This window comes from Pectinatus brassicae, from assembly GCF_014201835.1.
Classification (GTDB): Bacteria; Bacillota; Negativicutes; order Selenomonadales; family Selenomonadaceae; genus Pectinatus; species Pectinatus brassicae.
This window is the reverse complement of record NZ_JACHFH010000008.1, coordinates 51,997-68,778: the sequence shown is the minus strand read 5'-3', so window position 1 is coordinate 68,778 and position 16,782 is coordinate 51,997. Positions and strand designations below refer to the sequence as shown.

Here is a 16,782-nt window from a genome sequence, read left to right as displayed (position 1 = left end):
ATTCATGCCAACTTTTTTGTAGTTTATTTATTCAATTCCCTTATTAACTCTACATCACGATAAATATTTTCTGACAATGGCACTTTTTTTTGCCGTAATTTAGCAGCAAATTCTGCCGCTAATGGTAAATCCAAACCCATTTTTTTAACCTTTGCCGCATTCTTGAAAATTTCTGCTGGGCTGCCATCTGCTGCCACTTTTCCTTTATGCATTACTATTATTCTATCGGCATCTACCGCTTCGTCCATAAAATGTGTTATTAAAATTATTGTTATCCCATATTTTTCATGAATAGCATGCACTGCCTCCATAACTGCCTGACGACCAGAGGGATCGAGCATAGCGGTTGGTTCATCAAGAACAAGGTAGTCTGTACGCATTGCCAAAACACCGGCTATGGCAATTAACTGTTTTTGCCCACCCGATAAAAGATGCGGCGCAAATTTGCGTTTATTCTCCATTTTTACCGCTTTTAAGCTTTCTATTACTCTTGTTTTTATTTCTGCTGGCATTATTCCCAAATTTTCTGGACCAAAGGCCACATCATCTTCTACAATTGCCGCAATAATCTGGTTATCAGGATTTTGAAATACCATGCCTACTTTTTTTCGCACCTGCCATATATTTTCTTCCTCATTAGTATTTATGCCATCAACAACGCAATTTCCCTCCGAGGGAACTAATAACCCATTGAGATGACGTGCTAAAGTTGATTTACCTGACCCATTCATGCCTATAATGGCAACAAAATCCCCCTTATTTAAATTCAGGCTGACATTATCCAATGCCTTTTCTTCTTCACCATTTATTTGTTTATATTTATATGTAAGATTTTTTATTTCTATTCCCTGCATAATAATCTCCATTTGCATTTTTTAGTATACCTTCATAATAACATATTTCGTCATTATTACCCATCTGCAATTAATTTTATACTCTTTTTTTATTATTTTTTTCGCAGAACAATAAATATTTTTTTGCAGTACTGCATTTAACAATAAGTTTCATTTATTATTTTTAAATTTATTCATATTAATACAAATCATTTTCTATGTAAATCCTTTTCTTTCAATACGTAATAGTTATTATTTGTGTTAGTTATTATAATTTTTAATAATACATACTTACAGTATAATGTAATATGTTATTACTGCTGTAAGAATTGTTATTCTTAAATTATGTTTTTTTAAGTCTACCATAATTTTTTTTTATAATTATAATAATTTTTACTCTATTGTTTAATGCCTTGACATCGCTTTTACTATATGGCACAATTTTACCTGCATTTTTTTTATTTAACCTGCAATTCAATATAATATTTTTTTACATTTTAAATATAAATTTTATTTATATTTAAATTAATAGTGCAGGTATTATAAATTTCATAAGGAATTCAACAATTAGTGAATTTTTCCAGTAACATAATTACAGATAATGCTTTCTGTGATTATATTACTGCATAATTGAGAGGAGTATTTCATGATTAAAAGAGGTAAAGTCGTAATTATTGGAGCTAGTAATGTAGGCTCCGCTATTTTAAACAAAATCACAGATTTTCAATTGGCATCAGAAATTGCTTTAATTGATCTTAACGCCGATAAAGCTAAAGGCGAAGCACTCGACGCCAGCCATGCAACATCTTGTATCTATAGCACTAATATCAATGTCCATAGTGGTACTTACGCCGATTGTAAAGATGCCGGCATAATTATTATCACCGCCGGTCCTAGCATCAGGCCGGGTGAAACTCCTGATCGCCTTATCCTAGCTAAAACCAATTCCAAAATCATGGGCAGTATCATGACCGAAATTACCAAATACACCAAAGAAGCCATGATAATTGCTATTACCAATCCTTTAGATGTAGCAACTCATTGTATTGCCACTAAATTTGATTATCCTCGTGAGAAAATTGTTGGTACAGGTACAATGCTTGAAACCTTCCGTTTCCGTCGTATTTTAGCTAATCATTATCATGTTGATCCTAAAAATATCCATGGTTATATTTTAGGTGAACATGGCAATTCTGCTTTCCCAGCATGGAGCACGGTAAATATCGCTGGTATGCCATTAGAACATCTTGATGACTGCTTTAATTTCTCTGATAAAATTGAACGTAAAGCCATCGAAGATGAAATCGTTCAGGTAGCATATGATATCATTAACTTAAAAGGCTGGACCAATACTGGTATTGCTATGGTTGCCTGCCGCTTCATAAAATCAATTCTTTATGATGAACATACTATTTTACCGATGTCTGCTCCACTTGAAGGTGAATATGGTTTAACCGATGTTTCCTTAAGCATTCCTCGTATGCTTTGTGCTGAGGGTGTTGTAAAATCTTTCGAAGTAAAACTTACTGATGAAGAAAGAAAACTTCTTTACGCGTCTGCGGATAGTGTAAGAAAAGCCTTAGCCAGCTGCTAATATAATTACAATTCAATAAAAAGTATTAAAAAGCGTCTGCCGATTATACTGGCAGGCGCTTTTTGTGGTATTTTTTTATAAATTATTTTTTATATCCTATCACCTAAAAATAACTATTGTTTATATTATATCTTAGTAGTATAATATTGTTAAGATGATATCTTATCAAATAAATAATATTTAAATGATTAATATACAAGAAATACTATTATTGCTGTTAAGGAGTGCTTTTTATGTCTGAAAAATTACTAGAGGTTAATAATTATTCTGTTGCATCAACAGATGATATTGCTATTTTAAAAAATTTAAATCTTACCATAAATAAAGGCGAGACACATGTACTGATGGGGCCAAACGGTGCTGGAAAATCCACATTTGGTTCTTCCTTATTAGCTAATCCGGCTTACAAAACAACACATGGACATATCTTATTCGAAGATGAAGATATAACGGCTCTTGCTACCGATAAAAGAGCCAAAAAAGGTATATTTTTATCATTTCAAAATCCCGTAGAAATTCCCGGCATAAGTTTATACAGTTTTCTGCGTTCAGCAGTAAAAAATTCTGCTGTTCCACTAACTAATAAGCAATTTCGCGAAAAGCTCAATTCTATTTTAACAATCTTAGACTTAAAAAAAGAATATCTCGAACGTGATCTCAATGTGGGCTTTTCCGGCGGTGAACGCAAAAAAGTTGAAATGCTACAGCTGTTAATGCTCTCACCCCAATTGGCAATATTAGATGAAACTGATTCCGGGCTTGATGTTGACGCTGTTAATATAATGCTTAAAGGAATTAATGAATTCCAGCAAGATAAAGAAAAAGGCATGCTGATTATTTCCCACAATATGCATATCTTAAATAAATTAAACATTGATAAAGTCCATATTCTGGTTAAGGGAAATATAATTGCTGAAGGCGGCAGCGAATTAATAAATGAAATAAATGAACATGGTTTTTCCCGTTTTGAAATACAAGTAGGTGATAAAAATGCCTGAGGTTTTAACTAAAACTGCTCCAATAACAGAAATCAACCGCAGTTTGTATGATTTTACTAAAGCAGAGAAAGATGTTGAAAAACTTTCTTCTGGTCTCACCGAAGAAATAGTACGACAAATAAGTGCTAAAAAAAATGAACCAGCCTGGATGCTGGAACATCGTTTAAAATCCCTACAGACATATAATGAACTGCACATTCCCAACTGGGGTCCTGATATCAGCGAACTCAATATTGACAACATTGTAACCTACGTCCGCCCCAACACAAAACTTTCCGCCAATTGGGATGAAGTCCCCGAAGATATAAAAGACACCTTTGACCGTCTTGGTATTCCGGAAGCTGAAAAAAAAGCATTAGGCGGTGTTGGTGCTCAATATGACTCAGAGCTAGTCTATCATAATCTGCAAAAATCTGTTGCTAAAAAAGGCGTTATCTACAGCGGTATTGAAGAAGCGCTTAGCGGCCCGTTTGCTGAAATGATACGGAAACATTTCATGCGCCTTGTCCCCGCTTCTGACCATAAGTTTGCTGCCCTGCATGGTGCTGTATGGTCCGGTGGTTCTTTTGTCTATGTGCCGCCCTATGTAAAAGTAGAAATTCCGCTGCAGTCCTATTTTCGTCTGAATTCTCCCGGAGCCGGACAATTTGAACATACTTTGATAATACTCGATAAAGGTGCTGATCTGCATTTTATTGAAGGCTGTTCTGCCCCTAAATATAATGTAGCCAATCTGCATGCCGGCTGTGTTGAATTATTCGTCGGTGAAAATGCCCATTTACGTTATTCAACCATTGAAAACTGGTCGAAAAATATGTATAACTTAAATACTAAACGCGCCAAAGTAGAAAAAAACGGCATCATGGAATGGGTATCCGGCTCTTTTGGTTCACATACCTCTTATCTGTATCCAATGACAATTTTAAATGGTGAATACGCAAAATCAGAGTTCACAGGTATTACTTTTGCTGGTGAAGGGCAAAATCTCGATACAGGAACTAAAATATTGCATAACGCACCTCATACCTCCTCGGTGGTAAATACCAAGTCTCTTTCAAAATCTGGCGGTATAAGTACTTTTAGAAGTGCTGTTACCATCACTGAAAACGCGCATAAAAGCAAAGCCAGCGTATCATGCCAGTCCTTGATGCTCGATGATAAATCGCGCTCAGATACCATACCAGTAATGGATGTACGCTGTGATGATGTCAATGTCGGTCATGAAGCTTCCATCGGCCGTATTGATGACGATGCCGTATTCTACCTAATGAGCCGCGGACTCAGCGAAAATGAAGCAAAAACTTTAATTGTAAATGGTTTTGCCAATCCTATTTCCAAAGAACTGCCGCTGGAATATGCCGTGGAAATGAATAATTTAATCCGTTTGGAAATGGAAGGAGGAATAGGCTGATGAACACTCTTTTACACGCTAATGAGCTGCCTGTTCTAACCTGGAATAGATTCAATGTTAATTATAAGCAGATTGAACTTTCTAATACTGCTGACAGTAAAATAGAACCTAATATTACAGGCAGCACCAACAATATAAATATTAAAGATATTGCTGTCTCTGATGAGTTACCTGTAATTGGCAGTAATAATAAAGTCATTAATTATATTATGGCAAATGCCTCATTACGAAAAAAAATCGTTGTAAATAAAAATTCGCATAATGATCTGCCGCTTATCATTGATCTTACTATGCATAATGATGATAAATTAACTGCATTATTTGATATCATTCTAGAAGAAAATAGTATTGCTAATATTATTATTTCTGTATCTGCTGCGGTAAAAGCCCATGGTCAATATGCCGATCTTATTCGTATCAAAGCTGCTGCCCACGCCAAAGCAAATATTACATTTTTGCAGCTGTCAGGGCAAAGCAGCATTGCTTTTAACAATATTACTGCCCAGCTTGATAATGAAGCCCATATAAAAATCCATCAGATACCTTTAGGCGGCAAAACAGCACTTGCCTCAGTAACTGCCAATTTAACCGGCTATAAATCATCTGTCGAAATTTATGCTGATTACATCGGTCAAAGCGAACAGGACATCGATTTAAATTATGTTGCCTGTCATTATGGCAGCAAAAGCACTTCTGATATAAAAATGACCGGTATACTTTTAGACAGCAGCAAAAAAACCGCCCGTGGTACTATTGATTTTCATCGTGGCTGTAAAGGCGCCAGCGGTAATGAAAGTGAATATGTTTTATTGCTGAGTGATAAAGTAAAAAACAAAAGCGTCCCGCTTATTCTCTGCGATGAAGATGATGTTGCCGGTAATCATGGTGCTGCGATTGGTACCCTTGATGAAGAACCATTATTTTATTTAAAATCCCGTGGTATTAATGAAAAAGCCGCCCGCCAAATATTTCTTGAATCAACACTTAGCCGCCTAAAAAATATTTTACCAGCAAATTTAGCAGCAAAAATTGATAACTACAGTAAGGATGTGCTATGTAATGAATCTATATAAAAACTATTTTCCCATAATGCGCCATAATAAGTCTTTAGCATATCTGGATAATGCTGCTACAACCCAAAAGCCTGATATGGTAATTGATGCTGTTGCTGAGTATTATAAACAGGAAAATGCTAACCCCCTGCGCGGTCTGTACGAATTATCACAAAAAGCTACTGATGCCTATGAAAACGCCCGCAAAAAAATTGCCAAATTTATCAATGCCCAAAAAGAACAGGAAATAATATATACAAGAAACGCTTCCGAATCACTTAATATTGTCGCTTTTAGTTTATCCGATCTTGTTTTACAGGCTGATGATGAAATTCTTATATCTATAATGGAACACCATAGCAATATGATTCCCTGGCAGCAGGCAGCAAAACGTCATCACGCTAAACTAGTTTATCTTTATCCCAATGAAGATGGTATTATCACTACTGACGAATTAACAAACAAGCTGTCTACTAAAACAAAAATTTTATCATTAACCCATGTTTCTAATGTTTTGGGAGCAGAACAAAATATAAAAGAATTAGCTGCAATTGCCCACGCTAATAAAACAATTGTTTCTGTTGATGGCGCCCAGGCTATTCCCCATATAAAAATTGATGTACAGAAACTTGATTGCGATTTTTATTCTTTTTCCGGTCATAAAATGTATGCGCCTATGGGAATTGGCGTTCTTTATGGCAAACAGGAATATCTGGAAAAAATGCCGCCATTTCTTACCGGCGGCGAAATGATTGACTATGTAGATGAGCAAACGGCAACCTACGCTGAACTTCCTTATAAATTTGAAGCTGGCACACAAAACGTTGGTGGTGCCGTCGGTCTTTCTGCTGCTATTGATTTTATGGAGTCTGTTGGCTATGACACTATTATTGAAAGGGAAACTGCTCTAGGAAAATTAGCTGGTGATGAATTAAGTAAACTGCCTTATGTCACTATCTATGGCAGCAAAAATCCCGCACTGCACCATGGCGTTATTGCTTTTAATATTGAAGGAGTTCATCCCCATGATGTAGCAAGCTTAATGGACTCCGGCGATGTTGCCATCCGTGGCGGGCATCACTGTGCCCAGCCATTGATGCGCTATCTAAAATGCAATTTCTGCTGCCGTGCTAGCATGGCTTTTTATAATGATAACGAAGATATTCACCAACTTATAGAACGAGTAAAATATATAAGGAGTTATTTTCATGGCGCTTAATAATATTTATAATGATATTCTAATGGAACACAATACCCACCCCGACCATAAGCATAAGCTCAGTAATGCCAGTGACTGCCAAACTGCCATAAATCCTCAGTGCGAAAGTGATGCTATTCTTGTTAAAAAAGGGATTAATCCCAGCTGCGGCGATGAAATAGTTTTAGAAATCAATGTCGAAGACGGCATTATTAAAGACGTTGCTTTCGATGGACAGGGCTGTGCTGTATCACAAGCATCTACCGATATTATGGCTGATCTTGTCATTGGCAAAACAATTGATGAAGCAATTGAATTTACTGATTTATTTATAAAAATGGTACGCGGTGAGGAAACCGATGAAGATAAATTAGAAGAACTTGATGAGGCTCTGGCCCTAAAGGATATTGCCCATATGCCGGCCCGAGTAAAATGTGCAGTGCTTGCCTGGCATACATTAAATCAAATGCTTACAGACAAACAAAAAAACTAACTGCTTTTAAAAACATCTTGTTTTAAAAATAATGTTGAAATAAGTATAGGCCAAACTTATTTCAACATTATTTTTTTTATATTTATATCCTTATTTTCTAATATTTCTTCACTATTAATAGTAAAATACTAAAATAAATCTTGCTTTTAATTATTTTTTTAATTATAGTTAGTAGTAGATAAAGTTAATATTATTTATTAACTTTATTTTTCCAAATATAAAGTTAATAATATTTCAATACCTATGAAGATTATTAGAAATAGCAATACTATTTATTATATAATTGTTAAAGGAGTTTCATAAATGAAAACAATCCAGGAATTATATCAAGAGGCCTTACAAGAATCCAGCAGCCAACGTGATTTTATCTATGATCCTACACAGTTAGACTGTCTTTTTAAGCCGGAAAAACATTTGCCTGAATGGAAACTGAACCAGCTAGTAAACACCGATAATACAATTATTAAAACTGGCAAAAAAATCTCCAAGGACAGTCTTGCCGTTTTACAATCCTTAAGCCTGCATAAAGAAAAAACGGCATTTGTCCTTATTGCACCAGCTTTTCTCGGACAATTCAGCAGTATAAGCCCAGGAATGATCCGGTCTGCTTTTAAAACTATCGGCTTTGATGGTTTATTGGAGGTTGCTGTTTTTGCTGATATTCTTACATTAAAAGAAGCGCTTGAATTTGACCATCATATACAAACTAAACAGGATTTTATGCTGACCAGTTGCTGCTGTCCAATGTGGCTGGCAATGATAAAAAAAATGTATACAACCCTTATCCCCAATATTCCGCCTTCTGTATCTCCCATGATTGCTGCTGGACGAACTGTAAAAAAACTGCACTCTGATGCTTTAACAGTATTTGTCGGTCCATGTATCGCCAAAAAAGCAGAATCCAGAGAAAAAGATATTGATGATGCTATTGACTATGTTCTGACCTTCCAGGAAGCCAAAGAAATATTTGAACTATTAGATATTGATCTTTATGCACAAAAAAATTCTGTCAAAGAATTTTCATCTGAAGCTGGAAGAATATATGCCCGTGCTGGTGGCGTAAGTTCTGCTGTAAAAGCTACTTTGGCTCGCCTTAATCCTAATCGCAAAATCGAATTAACCGCAAAACATGCCGATGGAATCCCAGCCTGTAAGCAGATGATGGAAGATTTAATAACTCATAAAACCACTGCTAATTTTTTTGAAGGCATGGGCTGTGTTGGCGGCTGCGTCGGCGGGCCTAAATCATTAATACAAAAAGAAACTGCCCGTGATTATGTAAATGATTATGGACAAAAATCCTTATATAAGACCCCTCTTGATAATCCATATGTATTAGAGCTATTAAAACGTTTGGATTTTACTACATTAGATGATTTATTAAGCGATACCAGCTTCTTTATGCGAAAAATAAATACTCCAGCTTCTTGCCAAAAAGCTGGAGTATAAAACTATTTTATAAGCACTATCCACAAATGCTGAAATAAGCTTTCTCTGCTTATTTCAGCATTATTTATTATTATATTATTCTTAATTGCCGTCTTATTTCCGATCCAACCTCTTTTGTTGCTGCTGTTCCAGCAAAATCTGCTGGTAATACTTTTTTGTCAACTAAGACTTTTTCAATTGCAGCGATTATTTTATCACTCCAAGTTTTTTCACCAAAAAATTCCAGCAGCTGTGCTATTGAGCAAATAGCCGCCATTGGATTGGCAATTCCCCGGCCAGCAATATCAGGTGCTGAACCATGAATAGGCTCAAACATTGATGGGAATTTTTTCTCTGGGTTGATATTGGCACCAGCAGCTAGTCCCATTCCACCAGCGATAGCTGCACCTAAATCCGTCAATATATCGCCAAACAAATTAGAAGTTACTACTACCTCAAAACGCGCCGGATCCTTTACGAAAAACATTGCTGCTGCATCTACCAGATAGCTGTACTGCTTAACATCAGGATATTCTTTTCCCACCTCAGCAAATATTTTATCCCAAAATACCATCGAATAATTAAGGGCATTCCCTTTACTGATACTTGTGATGCTCTTATGTTCTTTACGTGCCAGCTCATAAGCATAACGAATAATTCGTTCTGTACCCATACGAGAAAATACACTAGTCTGAAGTACCACTTCCTGCGGCTTATCTTTATATAGCCAGTCTCCAGTACCAGCATATTCACCCTCAGAATTTTCCCGCACAACTGTCATATTAATATCGTTTTCCTTTTTCCCAATTAATGGACATGGCGCTCCCTGCAGTAATTTTACCGGCCGTAAATTTACATATTGATCAAAACCCTGTCTTATTTTTATCAATAAATCCCGCAGAGATATATGGTCGGGCACATCGGGAGCACCTACAGCACCCAAATATATGGCATCAAATTCTTTTAATTTATCAAGCCCATCTACATCCATCACTTTACCTGTTTTTTTATAGTATTCACAACCCCAGGGAAAATATTCAAAAGAAAATGCCATTCTATTATCCAATTTTTCAATTGCCTGCAAGACCTTTATGCCTTCATCGGTTACTTCTTTTCCTATGCCATCGCCCGCAATAACTGCTATCTTGTAGTTTTTCATATATTTATTCCTTCTTTATTATTATAATAATTTTAAGAATAAACTTTATCCGAAGAAAAATCAATATATTATCCTTTATATTTATTAAATAATGTATTTTTTTAGAATATTTTATATTCTAATATGATATAATAAAAAATAGTATATACAATAATTCATTACACAATTTTTTTATTTGCATCAATATCTGAAGGGAGCGTGTTAGCAATGGATACAAAAAATTCATCTATCAATAAAAAAAGCTTTGAAGAAAACATAGAATTTGTCGTACCCGGTATGGAACTTGCTCATACTGTTTATTCTAAAGATCTATCTATATTAGCTAATGCCGGAACTATTATCAATACTGAACTTATAAAAAAATTAAGAAAATGGGATATTACCAAAGTTGATATTGTTGCTGAAGTTGCTGATAATCCCTTTACCAATCCTAATATTGAAAAATTTTTAAATACCTATAATCAATCGATAGATGTAATACAAAAGACCTTTGATTCCATAAGGCAAACTCAGGATATTCCAGTAGAAGCATTTTCGGAAACAGCTGATGATATTGTGAATAATATCACCGATGCTGAGAATATCAATATTATTGATAAACTTTATGATTTGCCGGTATGCGATGACTACACCATTCGTCACTGCGTTAATGTAAGTGCTATCTCGGCATTAATTGCCAAATGGCTTAAATATTCAACGGAAAGCATTACTGCGGTTGCCTTGGCTGGCTTACTCCATGATGTTGGCAAGTCGCAGCTACCACCGGAAATATTAAATAAGCCTTACAAACTTTCGCCAGCAGATTATAAGCTTTATCAAACCCATACTAAATTAGGCTATGAGTTAGCACGAAAAAAAGAAAATATTTCACAAAGTATCTTATTCGGCATTTTTCATCATCATGAACGAACAGATCGTTCTGGCTATCCAATGCATTTAGGTGCTGATGATATCCATCCTTACGCTAAAATTATCGCTGTAGCTGATTTATTTGATGAATCATTGACCATTAATTGTGATTTTCCTGGTGCTACCAGTCCATATGCCAGTCTAGACAATATCCGTGATAGATTATACTGCTTTGATCCCAAGATAAGCCTAATCTTTAGAGATCATATGATGAATTTTTTATCTGGTCACCGTGTAATGCTGAGCAATAAACAAGAAGGTCGTGTGGTCTTTATAAATCGTGATAAGCCATCAAAATCTATTGTACAGCTTGATAATGGCACTGTTTTAAATCTACCAACACTAAAGGATGTAAATATTCATTATGTTATAAAATAAATGTTTATAACGCAAATAAGGGATAAGCAATTGCTTATCCCTTATTTATTTTAGCAAAATAAGAACCGCCATAAGACAGTTCTTATCAAATATTTAATTTATAACAGGCATCACCCGCATAAATTTATTTAACTAATTCAAGAATAACCATCGGAGCGGCATCACCGCGACGAGGTCCAAGTTTAAGAATACGAGTATAGCCACCTTGACGTTCGCTATATCCAGGTGCTATTTCGTCAAATAATTTTCTAGCAACTGCTTCGTCCTGTAAGTCAGCAATAACTTGACGACGTGCATGTAAATCGTTGCGTTTTGCCAAAGTAATCATTTTTTCAGCAAGACCACTGATTTCTTTTGCTTTAGCTTCAGTTGTTTCAATGCGCTCTTGCGTGAACAATGCTGTTAAAACGCTGCGAAAAAGAGCACGACGTGCACTGCTGTTACGACCTAACTTTCTCAATTTGTCTCCTCCTATTCCTCATTATGGGTGAGCATAAGCCCTAATTCTTTCAATTTGTTTCTCACTTCATCAAGTGATTTTCTGCCCAAGTTTCTAACCTTCATCATATCATCTTCTGATTTTTCAACAAGGTCAGCTACTGTATTTATTTCGGCGCGTTTCAAACAATTAAAAGAACGCACTGACAAATCGAGATCTTCGATTGTCATTTCCATAATTTTATTTGTTTCATCCTCTTCATTTTCCATGAAAGTGCTTTCCGATTCATTTTCTTCTTCAGAACAACCTGCCATGCTTTGGAAGAGTTTAAAATGTGCAATCAAAATGCTGGCAGATTTGCTTATAGCTTCTTCTGGACGAAGTGAACCATTAGTCCAAACTTCCAAAACCAGCTTATCATAATCTGTAACATTTCCTACACGAGTATCCGATACAGTATAATTCACTCTCTGGATAGGGGAAAAGATTGAGTCAATTGGAATAACACCGATAGGCTGATCGGCTTTTTTATTCTTATCAGCAGGGACATAGCCACGGCCGCGTTCAACAGTCATTTCCATTTTGAGTGAACCACTTTCGTCGACAGTTGCAATATGCAGATCGGGATTTAATATTTCAATGTCGGCGTCCGTTTTGATATCAGCAGCGGTAATTTCCTTTTCGCCAGTAACATCTATACTGATAGTATGCGGTTCGTCATTATACATTTTGAGACACAAAGATTTGAGATTCAAAATGATATTAGTAACATCATCACGCACACCAGGTATTGTAGAGAATTCATGAAGCACTCCATCAATTTTGATTGATGTTATAGCTGCACCTGTTAAAGAAGACAATAAAATACGACGTAAGGAATTTCCTAAAGTAGTACCATAGCCGCGTTCTAGTGGTTCACAAATGAATTTACCATATTTTTGGTCTTCACTTATTTCTACAATTTCTATTTTCGGTTTTTCGATTTCAATCACTAAGGTTCCCCTCCTTTATTCTATGCACAAAAAGTGCTACCATACGCCCAATGTGACATATTATTATCTGGAGTACAATTCGACGATAGCCTGTTCGTCTACTGGAACATCGATTTCATCGCGATTAGGGAATCTTGTAACTGTACCGCTTAATTCAGCAGCGCTGATCCATGCTGGAACGCTTAAGTTGTTGCCAGATTCAGCAATAGCTTTGAAAACTTCGCTGGAACGGCTGGATTCTCTTACACCGATAACATCAGTTGCTTTTACTAATGCAGAAGGTATATCAAGACGTTTACCGTTAACGGTAATATGTCCATGAGATACTAATTGTCTTGCCTGACGACGAGTGTTAGCAAGACCTAAACGGTATACTACATTATCAAGACGTCTTTCCAGTAAAATCAAAAGATTTTCACCGGTAACACCCTGCATTTTTTTAGCTGTATCATAATAACGACGGAATTGTTTTTCTAATACGCCATAAATGAATTTTGCTTTTTGTTTTTCTTTAAGCTGCATACCGTATTCGCTTACTTTGCGTGTTCTGCGGTTAATTTGGCGCTTGGAGCTTTTGCCAAGACCAACAACAGCTGGTTCAATACCTAATGAACGGCATCTTTTAAGCGATGGTGTTCTATCAATTGCCATATATCTATTCTTCCCTCCTATTAGACTCTTCTACGTTTTGGTGGACGACATCCATTATGTGGAATAGGTGTAACGTCTTTAATCATGTTTACTTCAAGACCAGTAGCTTGGAGTGAACGAATAGCTGCTTCACGACCAGCGCCAGGACCTTTTACAAAAACTTCTACTTGTTTAAGACCATGCTCCATAGCTGCTTTTGCTGCTACTTCTGCTGCCATTTGAGCTGCAAATGGAGTGCTTTTACGGGAACCTCTGAAACCAAGGCCACCAGCACTTGCCCAAGAAAGTGCATTACCATTTCTATCAGCAATAGTAACAATTGTATTATTAAATGTTGAACGAATATGAGCTACGCCAAATTCGATATTTTTACGTTCTTTTTTCTTTGGACGAGATTTACTTGGCAATTCTAACCCTCCTTATGCGTCTTTCTTTTTGCCCATGATTGTTTTCTTAGGACCTTTTCTTGTACGAGCATTGTTTTTAGTGTTCTGTCCGCGTACAGGAAGTCCGAAACGATGACGTCTGCCACGATAGCAGCCGATTTCTACTAGACGTTTGATATTAAGTGCTACTTCACGACGAAGGTCACCTTCTACCACATAGTCTTTTTCAATAACTTCACGTAATTTAGCTACTTCATCTTCAGTTAAATCACGAGAACGTGTATCAGGATTGATTCCTGTTACAGCTAAAATGTCATTGGAAGTTTTTGGACCAATACCAAAAATATAAGTCAAAGCAACTTCCATTCGTTTATCGCGTGGTAAATCTACACCAGCAATACGTGCCATATATCAACACACCTCCTATTATCCTTGTTTTTGTTTATGTTTAGGGTTTTCGCAAATGACCATTACGCGCCCTTTACGTTTTATAATTTTACATTTTTCACAAATTTTCTTTACTGATGGTCGTACTTTCATTGCAATTACTCCTTTCGGCAATATTCCTTAATCTCTGATAAGCCGCTTATTTAAATCTATATGTTATGCGACCTCTCGTGAGATCGTACGGCGTAAGCTCTATTGTAACTTTATCTCCAGGCAATATGCGTATGAAGTTCATACGTATTTTCCCAGATACATGAGCTAAAACGACATGGCCGTTTTCCAGTTCTACCTGAAACATTGCGTTTGGTAATGCTTCAAGCACTTTACCTTCAACTTCAATTACATCTTGTTTAGACATGAAACTGCTCCCTTTCAAATGAAGGTTGGGCTAAATATAAATTCTGGCAACCTTTTTTCCAAGGAACCGTCCTTGCCCAACATTATTGCAATGAATAGTCCTTGCAGTATAGTACTGCCCGGCACAAATTTTTTCATTTTATCAGCCGCGCAGTACAGCCACAACATCACTATACACCTTATCCATAGACTGTCTGCCGTCAACTTCTTTATATAAACCAGCATTTTTATAGTACTCAATAAGCGGTTTAGTCTGCCCATCATAAACAGACAAACGACTTTTCATAGTTTCTTCGCTGTCATCAGCACGCTGATAAAGCTCGCCACCACAAGCATCGCACACGCCGTCTTTTGTCGGCGCTTTAAATTTTATATGATAAGTAGCACCACATGCTTTACAAATACGACGTCCCACAGCTCTCTCAATAAGATCAGCTGATGGTACATTTATATTTAATGCACAGTTAAGATCCAGTCCTAATTCTGCAACAATATTGTCAAGCGCTTTAGCCTGTTCCACAGTGCGAGGAAAACCATCAAGAATAAAGCCTGTTTTACAGTCAGATTCTGACAAGCGTTCCTTTACTATTCCAATTGTTACATCATCTGGCACTAGCTGCCCTTGGTCCATACAAGCTTTTGCTTTTTTACCAAGTTCAGTCTGATTTTTGACTGCTGCCCTAAACATGTCACCTGTAGAAATATGTGGTATCTGAAATTCTTCTACTAATTTTGCCGCCTGTGTGCCTTTACCAGCACCAGGAGGTCCCATTAACAATATATGCATAATAATTTCTCCTTACTTTATAAAGCCTTCATAGTGACGCATAACTACCATTGATTCAATCTGTTTCATCGTGTCGAGTGCAACCCCTACTACGATAAGCAGTGCCGTTCCTCCAAAATATATCCCCTGAATCTGGGTGGCATGTCCAATTGCCATTGGCAATATTGCTATAAAAGCTAAGAACACTGCCCCAGCGAGTGTAATTCTGGTCATAATCTTATCAAAATAAGCAGCCGTATCTTGTCCCGGTCTTATTCCTGGAACAAAGCCACCATATTTTTTAAGATTATCAGCTAAATCTGGAATTTTAAACGTAACAGCTGTATAAAAATATGTGAAGAAAATTATTAGCAGGGTATATGTTATGGCATGAGTAAGTGTACCCCATTGAAAATAAGATGCAATGGTTTTTACCCAACCAACACTCACAAACTGTCCAATAGTTGCCGGGAACATCAATAATGATGAGGCAAAGATAATTGGAATTACTCCTGCCTGATTGACCTTAAGTGGTATATAAGAAGATCTGCCACCATAAGTTCTATTTCCAACAACTCTTTTAGTATAAGAGATAGGCACTCTGCGTTGCCCCTCTTGGATAGCAATTACAAAAACTACCATAGCAAGTGCTATTATAATAAACAACACTACATTGAAATAATTTATTGTTCCTGCCTGAAGATATTTATACATCGTTCCCAACGAACGCGGCAAAGCTGCCACGATGCCGGCAAAGATTATTAATGAAATACCATTTCCTATACCATTGGCTGTTATCTGTTCACCAACCCACATTAAAAAAACAGTTCCTGCTGTTAATGTGATTGCAATAATTAAGATGGATATTGGATTTGGATTTATTATAGCAGCTTTCAAGCCTATTGACATACCAATGGCCTGCAAAAACGCAAGGACAACCGTTAAATAACGGGTGACCTTAGTCGTTTTTTTCTGACCTTCTTCGCCTTCTTTGGACCAATCTTCCAAAGTAGGAATAACGACAGCCAACAGCTGCATTATGATCGAAGCATTGATATAAGGCGTTATACTCATTGCAAATATGGAAAATTTACTGAGTGCACCACCGGAAAACAAATCCAATAGTCCAAATAAATTACCACTATTAAAAAGATGTTCAAGTGTATCTGGATTTACTCCAGGTACCGGGATATGCGTTCCCAGTCTGAACACTGCAAACATTATTAAGGTGAAGATGATTTTCTGCCGTAATTCAGGAATTTTAAATATGTTCCCAAGGGCTGAAATCAAC

Annotated in this window: 19 protein-coding genes; 8 read left to right on the top strand and 11 right to left on the bottom strand. The window is 36.5% G+C overall.

Annotated elements, in window-relative coordinates; all coding sequences use genetic code 11:
- Positions 1-23: 23 nt before the first annotated feature.
- Positions 24-854 (bottom strand): energy-coupling factor transporter ATPase, encoded by an 831-nt coding sequence (locus HNR32_RS04530; protein WP_196611140.1) that lies wholly within the window; start codon positions 852-854, stop codon positions 24-26.
- Positions 855-1,479: 625 nt separating this feature from the next.
- On the opposite strand from HNR32_RS04530, the gene HNR32_RS04525 reads away from it, so the two are divergent.
- The 7 genes from HNR32_RS04525 (at position 1,480) to HNR32_RS04495 (ending at position 9,028) form a co-directional block, all read left to right on the top strand.
- Positions 1,480-2,427, top strand: coding sequence for an L-lactate dehydrogenase (locus tag HNR32_RS04525; RefSeq protein ID WP_183860110.1), 948 nt, complete (start codon positions 1,480-1,482; stop codon positions 2,425-2,427).
- A gap of 233 nt (positions 2,428-2,660) precedes the next feature.
- Positions 2,661-3,425 carry a Fe-S cluster assembly ATPase SufC gene (gene sufC / locus HNR32_RS04520; RefSeq protein WP_183860107.1) on the top strand — a complete coding sequence of 255 codons (765 nt, stop codon included), beginning with the start codon at positions 2,661-2,663 and terminating at the stop codon, positions 3,423-3,425.
- Entirely contained in the window at positions 3,418-4,836 is a 1,419-nt protein-coding gene (gene sufB, locus HNR32_RS04515) for a Fe-S cluster assembly protein SufB (RefSeq protein WP_183860105.1), read from the top strand. Before sufC ends, sufB begins: the two co-directional genes overlap by 8 nt.
- Positions 4,836-5,909 carry a SufB/SufD family protein gene (locus HNR32_RS04510; protein ID WP_183860103.1) on the top strand — a complete coding sequence of 358 codons (1,074 nt, stop codon included), beginning with the start codon at positions 4,836-4,838 and terminating at the stop codon, positions 5,907-5,909. The genes sufB and HNR32_RS04510 overlap by 1 nt, the downstream gene beginning before the upstream one ends.
- Entirely contained in the window at positions 5,896-7,107 is a 1,212-nt protein-coding gene (locus HNR32_RS04505) for a SufS family cysteine desulfurase (RefSeq protein WP_183860101.1), read from the top strand. Before HNR32_RS04510 ends, HNR32_RS04505 begins: the two co-directional genes overlap by 14 nt.
- Entirely contained in the window at positions 7,097-7,579 is a 483-nt protein-coding gene (gene sufU, locus HNR32_RS04500; protein ID WP_183860098.1) for a Fe-S cluster assembly sulfur transfer protein SufU, read from the top strand. The genes HNR32_RS04505 and sufU overlap by 11 nt, the downstream gene beginning before the upstream one ends.
- Positions 7,580-7,882: 303 nt before the next feature.
- Complete coding sequence (locus HNR32_RS04495) at positions 7,883-9,028, top strand: [Fe-Fe] hydrogenase large subunit C-terminal domain-containing protein (RefSeq protein WP_183860096.1); 1,146 nt, start codon at positions 7,883-7,885, stop codon at positions 9,026-9,028.
- Between the two features lie 70 nt (positions 9,029-9,098).
- On the opposite strand, the gene HNR32_RS04490 is transcribed toward HNR32_RS04495, so the two are convergent.
- Positions 9,099-10,166, bottom strand: coding sequence for a tartrate dehydrogenase (locus HNR32_RS04490; protein ID WP_183860094.1), 1,068 nt, complete (start codon positions 10,164-10,166; stop codon positions 9,099-9,101).
- Between the two features lie 207 nt (positions 10,167-10,373).
- Here HNR32_RS04490 and HNR32_RS04485 point away from each other — a divergent pair, with 207 nt between their 5' ends.
- Positions 10,374-11,453 (top strand): HD-GYP domain-containing protein, encoded by a 1,080-nt coding sequence (locus HNR32_RS04485; RefSeq protein ID WP_183860092.1) that lies wholly within the window; start codon positions 10,374-10,376, stop codon positions 11,451-11,453.
- Between the two features lie 124 nt (positions 11,454-11,577).
- On the opposite strand, the gene rplQ is transcribed toward HNR32_RS04485, so the two are convergent.
- The 9 genes from rplQ to secY form a co-directional block, all read right to left on the bottom strand.
- A complete protein-coding gene (gene rplQ / locus HNR32_RS04480; protein ID WP_183860089.1) occupies positions 11,578-11,913 on the bottom strand; it encodes a 50S ribosomal protein L17 in 336 nt (111 codons plus the stop codon).
- An 11-nt stretch (positions 11,914-11,924) separates the two neighbouring features.
- Positions 11,925-12,884, bottom strand: a complete 960-nt coding sequence (locus tag HNR32_RS04475) for a DNA-directed RNA polymerase subunit alpha (RefSeq protein ID WP_183860087.1) — start codon at positions 12,882-12,884, stop codon at positions 11,925-11,927.
- Between the two features lie 63 nt (positions 12,885-12,947).
- Positions 12,948-13,535 (bottom strand): 30S ribosomal protein S4, encoded by a 588-nt coding sequence (gene rpsD / locus HNR32_RS04470; protein ID WP_183860085.1) that lies wholly within the window; start codon positions 13,533-13,535, stop codon positions 12,948-12,950.
- A 20-nt stretch (positions 13,536-13,555) separates the two neighbouring features.
- A complete protein-coding gene (gene rpsK, locus HNR32_RS04465) occupies positions 13,556-13,942 on the bottom strand; it encodes a 30S ribosomal protein S11 (RefSeq protein WP_183860083.1) in 387 nt (128 codons plus the stop codon).
- 12 nt (positions 13,943-13,954) lie between these two features.
- Positions 13,955-14,329 (bottom strand): 30S ribosomal protein S13, encoded by a 375-nt coding sequence (gene rpsM, locus HNR32_RS04460; protein ID WP_183860081.1) that lies wholly within the window; start codon positions 14,327-14,329, stop codon positions 13,955-13,957.
- Between the two features lie 18 nt (positions 14,330-14,347).
- The gene (gene rpmJ / locus HNR32_RS04455) at positions 14,348-14,461 is read right to left on the bottom strand and encodes a 50S ribosomal protein L36 (protein ID WP_006555676.1); all 114 of its coding nucleotides are present in this window, start codon (positions 14,459-14,461) and stop codon (positions 14,348-14,350) included.
- A gap of 46 nt (positions 14,462-14,507) precedes the next feature.
- On the bottom strand, positions 14,508-14,726 hold the full coding sequence (gene infA, locus HNR32_RS04450; protein WP_009645081.1) for a translation initiation factor IF-1: 219 nt from the start codon (positions 14,724-14,726) through the stop codon (positions 14,508-14,510).
- Between the two features lie 141 nt (positions 14,727-14,867).
- A complete protein-coding gene (locus tag HNR32_RS04445) occupies positions 14,868-15,512 on the bottom strand; it encodes an adenylate kinase (protein ID WP_183860080.1) in 645 nt (214 codons plus the stop codon).
- Between the two features lie 12 nt (positions 15,513-15,524).
- Positions 15,525-16,781 carry a preprotein translocase subunit SecY gene (secY, locus tag HNR32_RS04440; RefSeq protein ID WP_183860078.1) on the bottom strand — a complete coding sequence of 419 codons (1,257 nt, stop codon included), beginning with the start codon at positions 16,779-16,781 and terminating at the stop codon, positions 15,525-15,527.
- Between the last annotated feature and the right edge of the window lies 1 nt (position 16,782).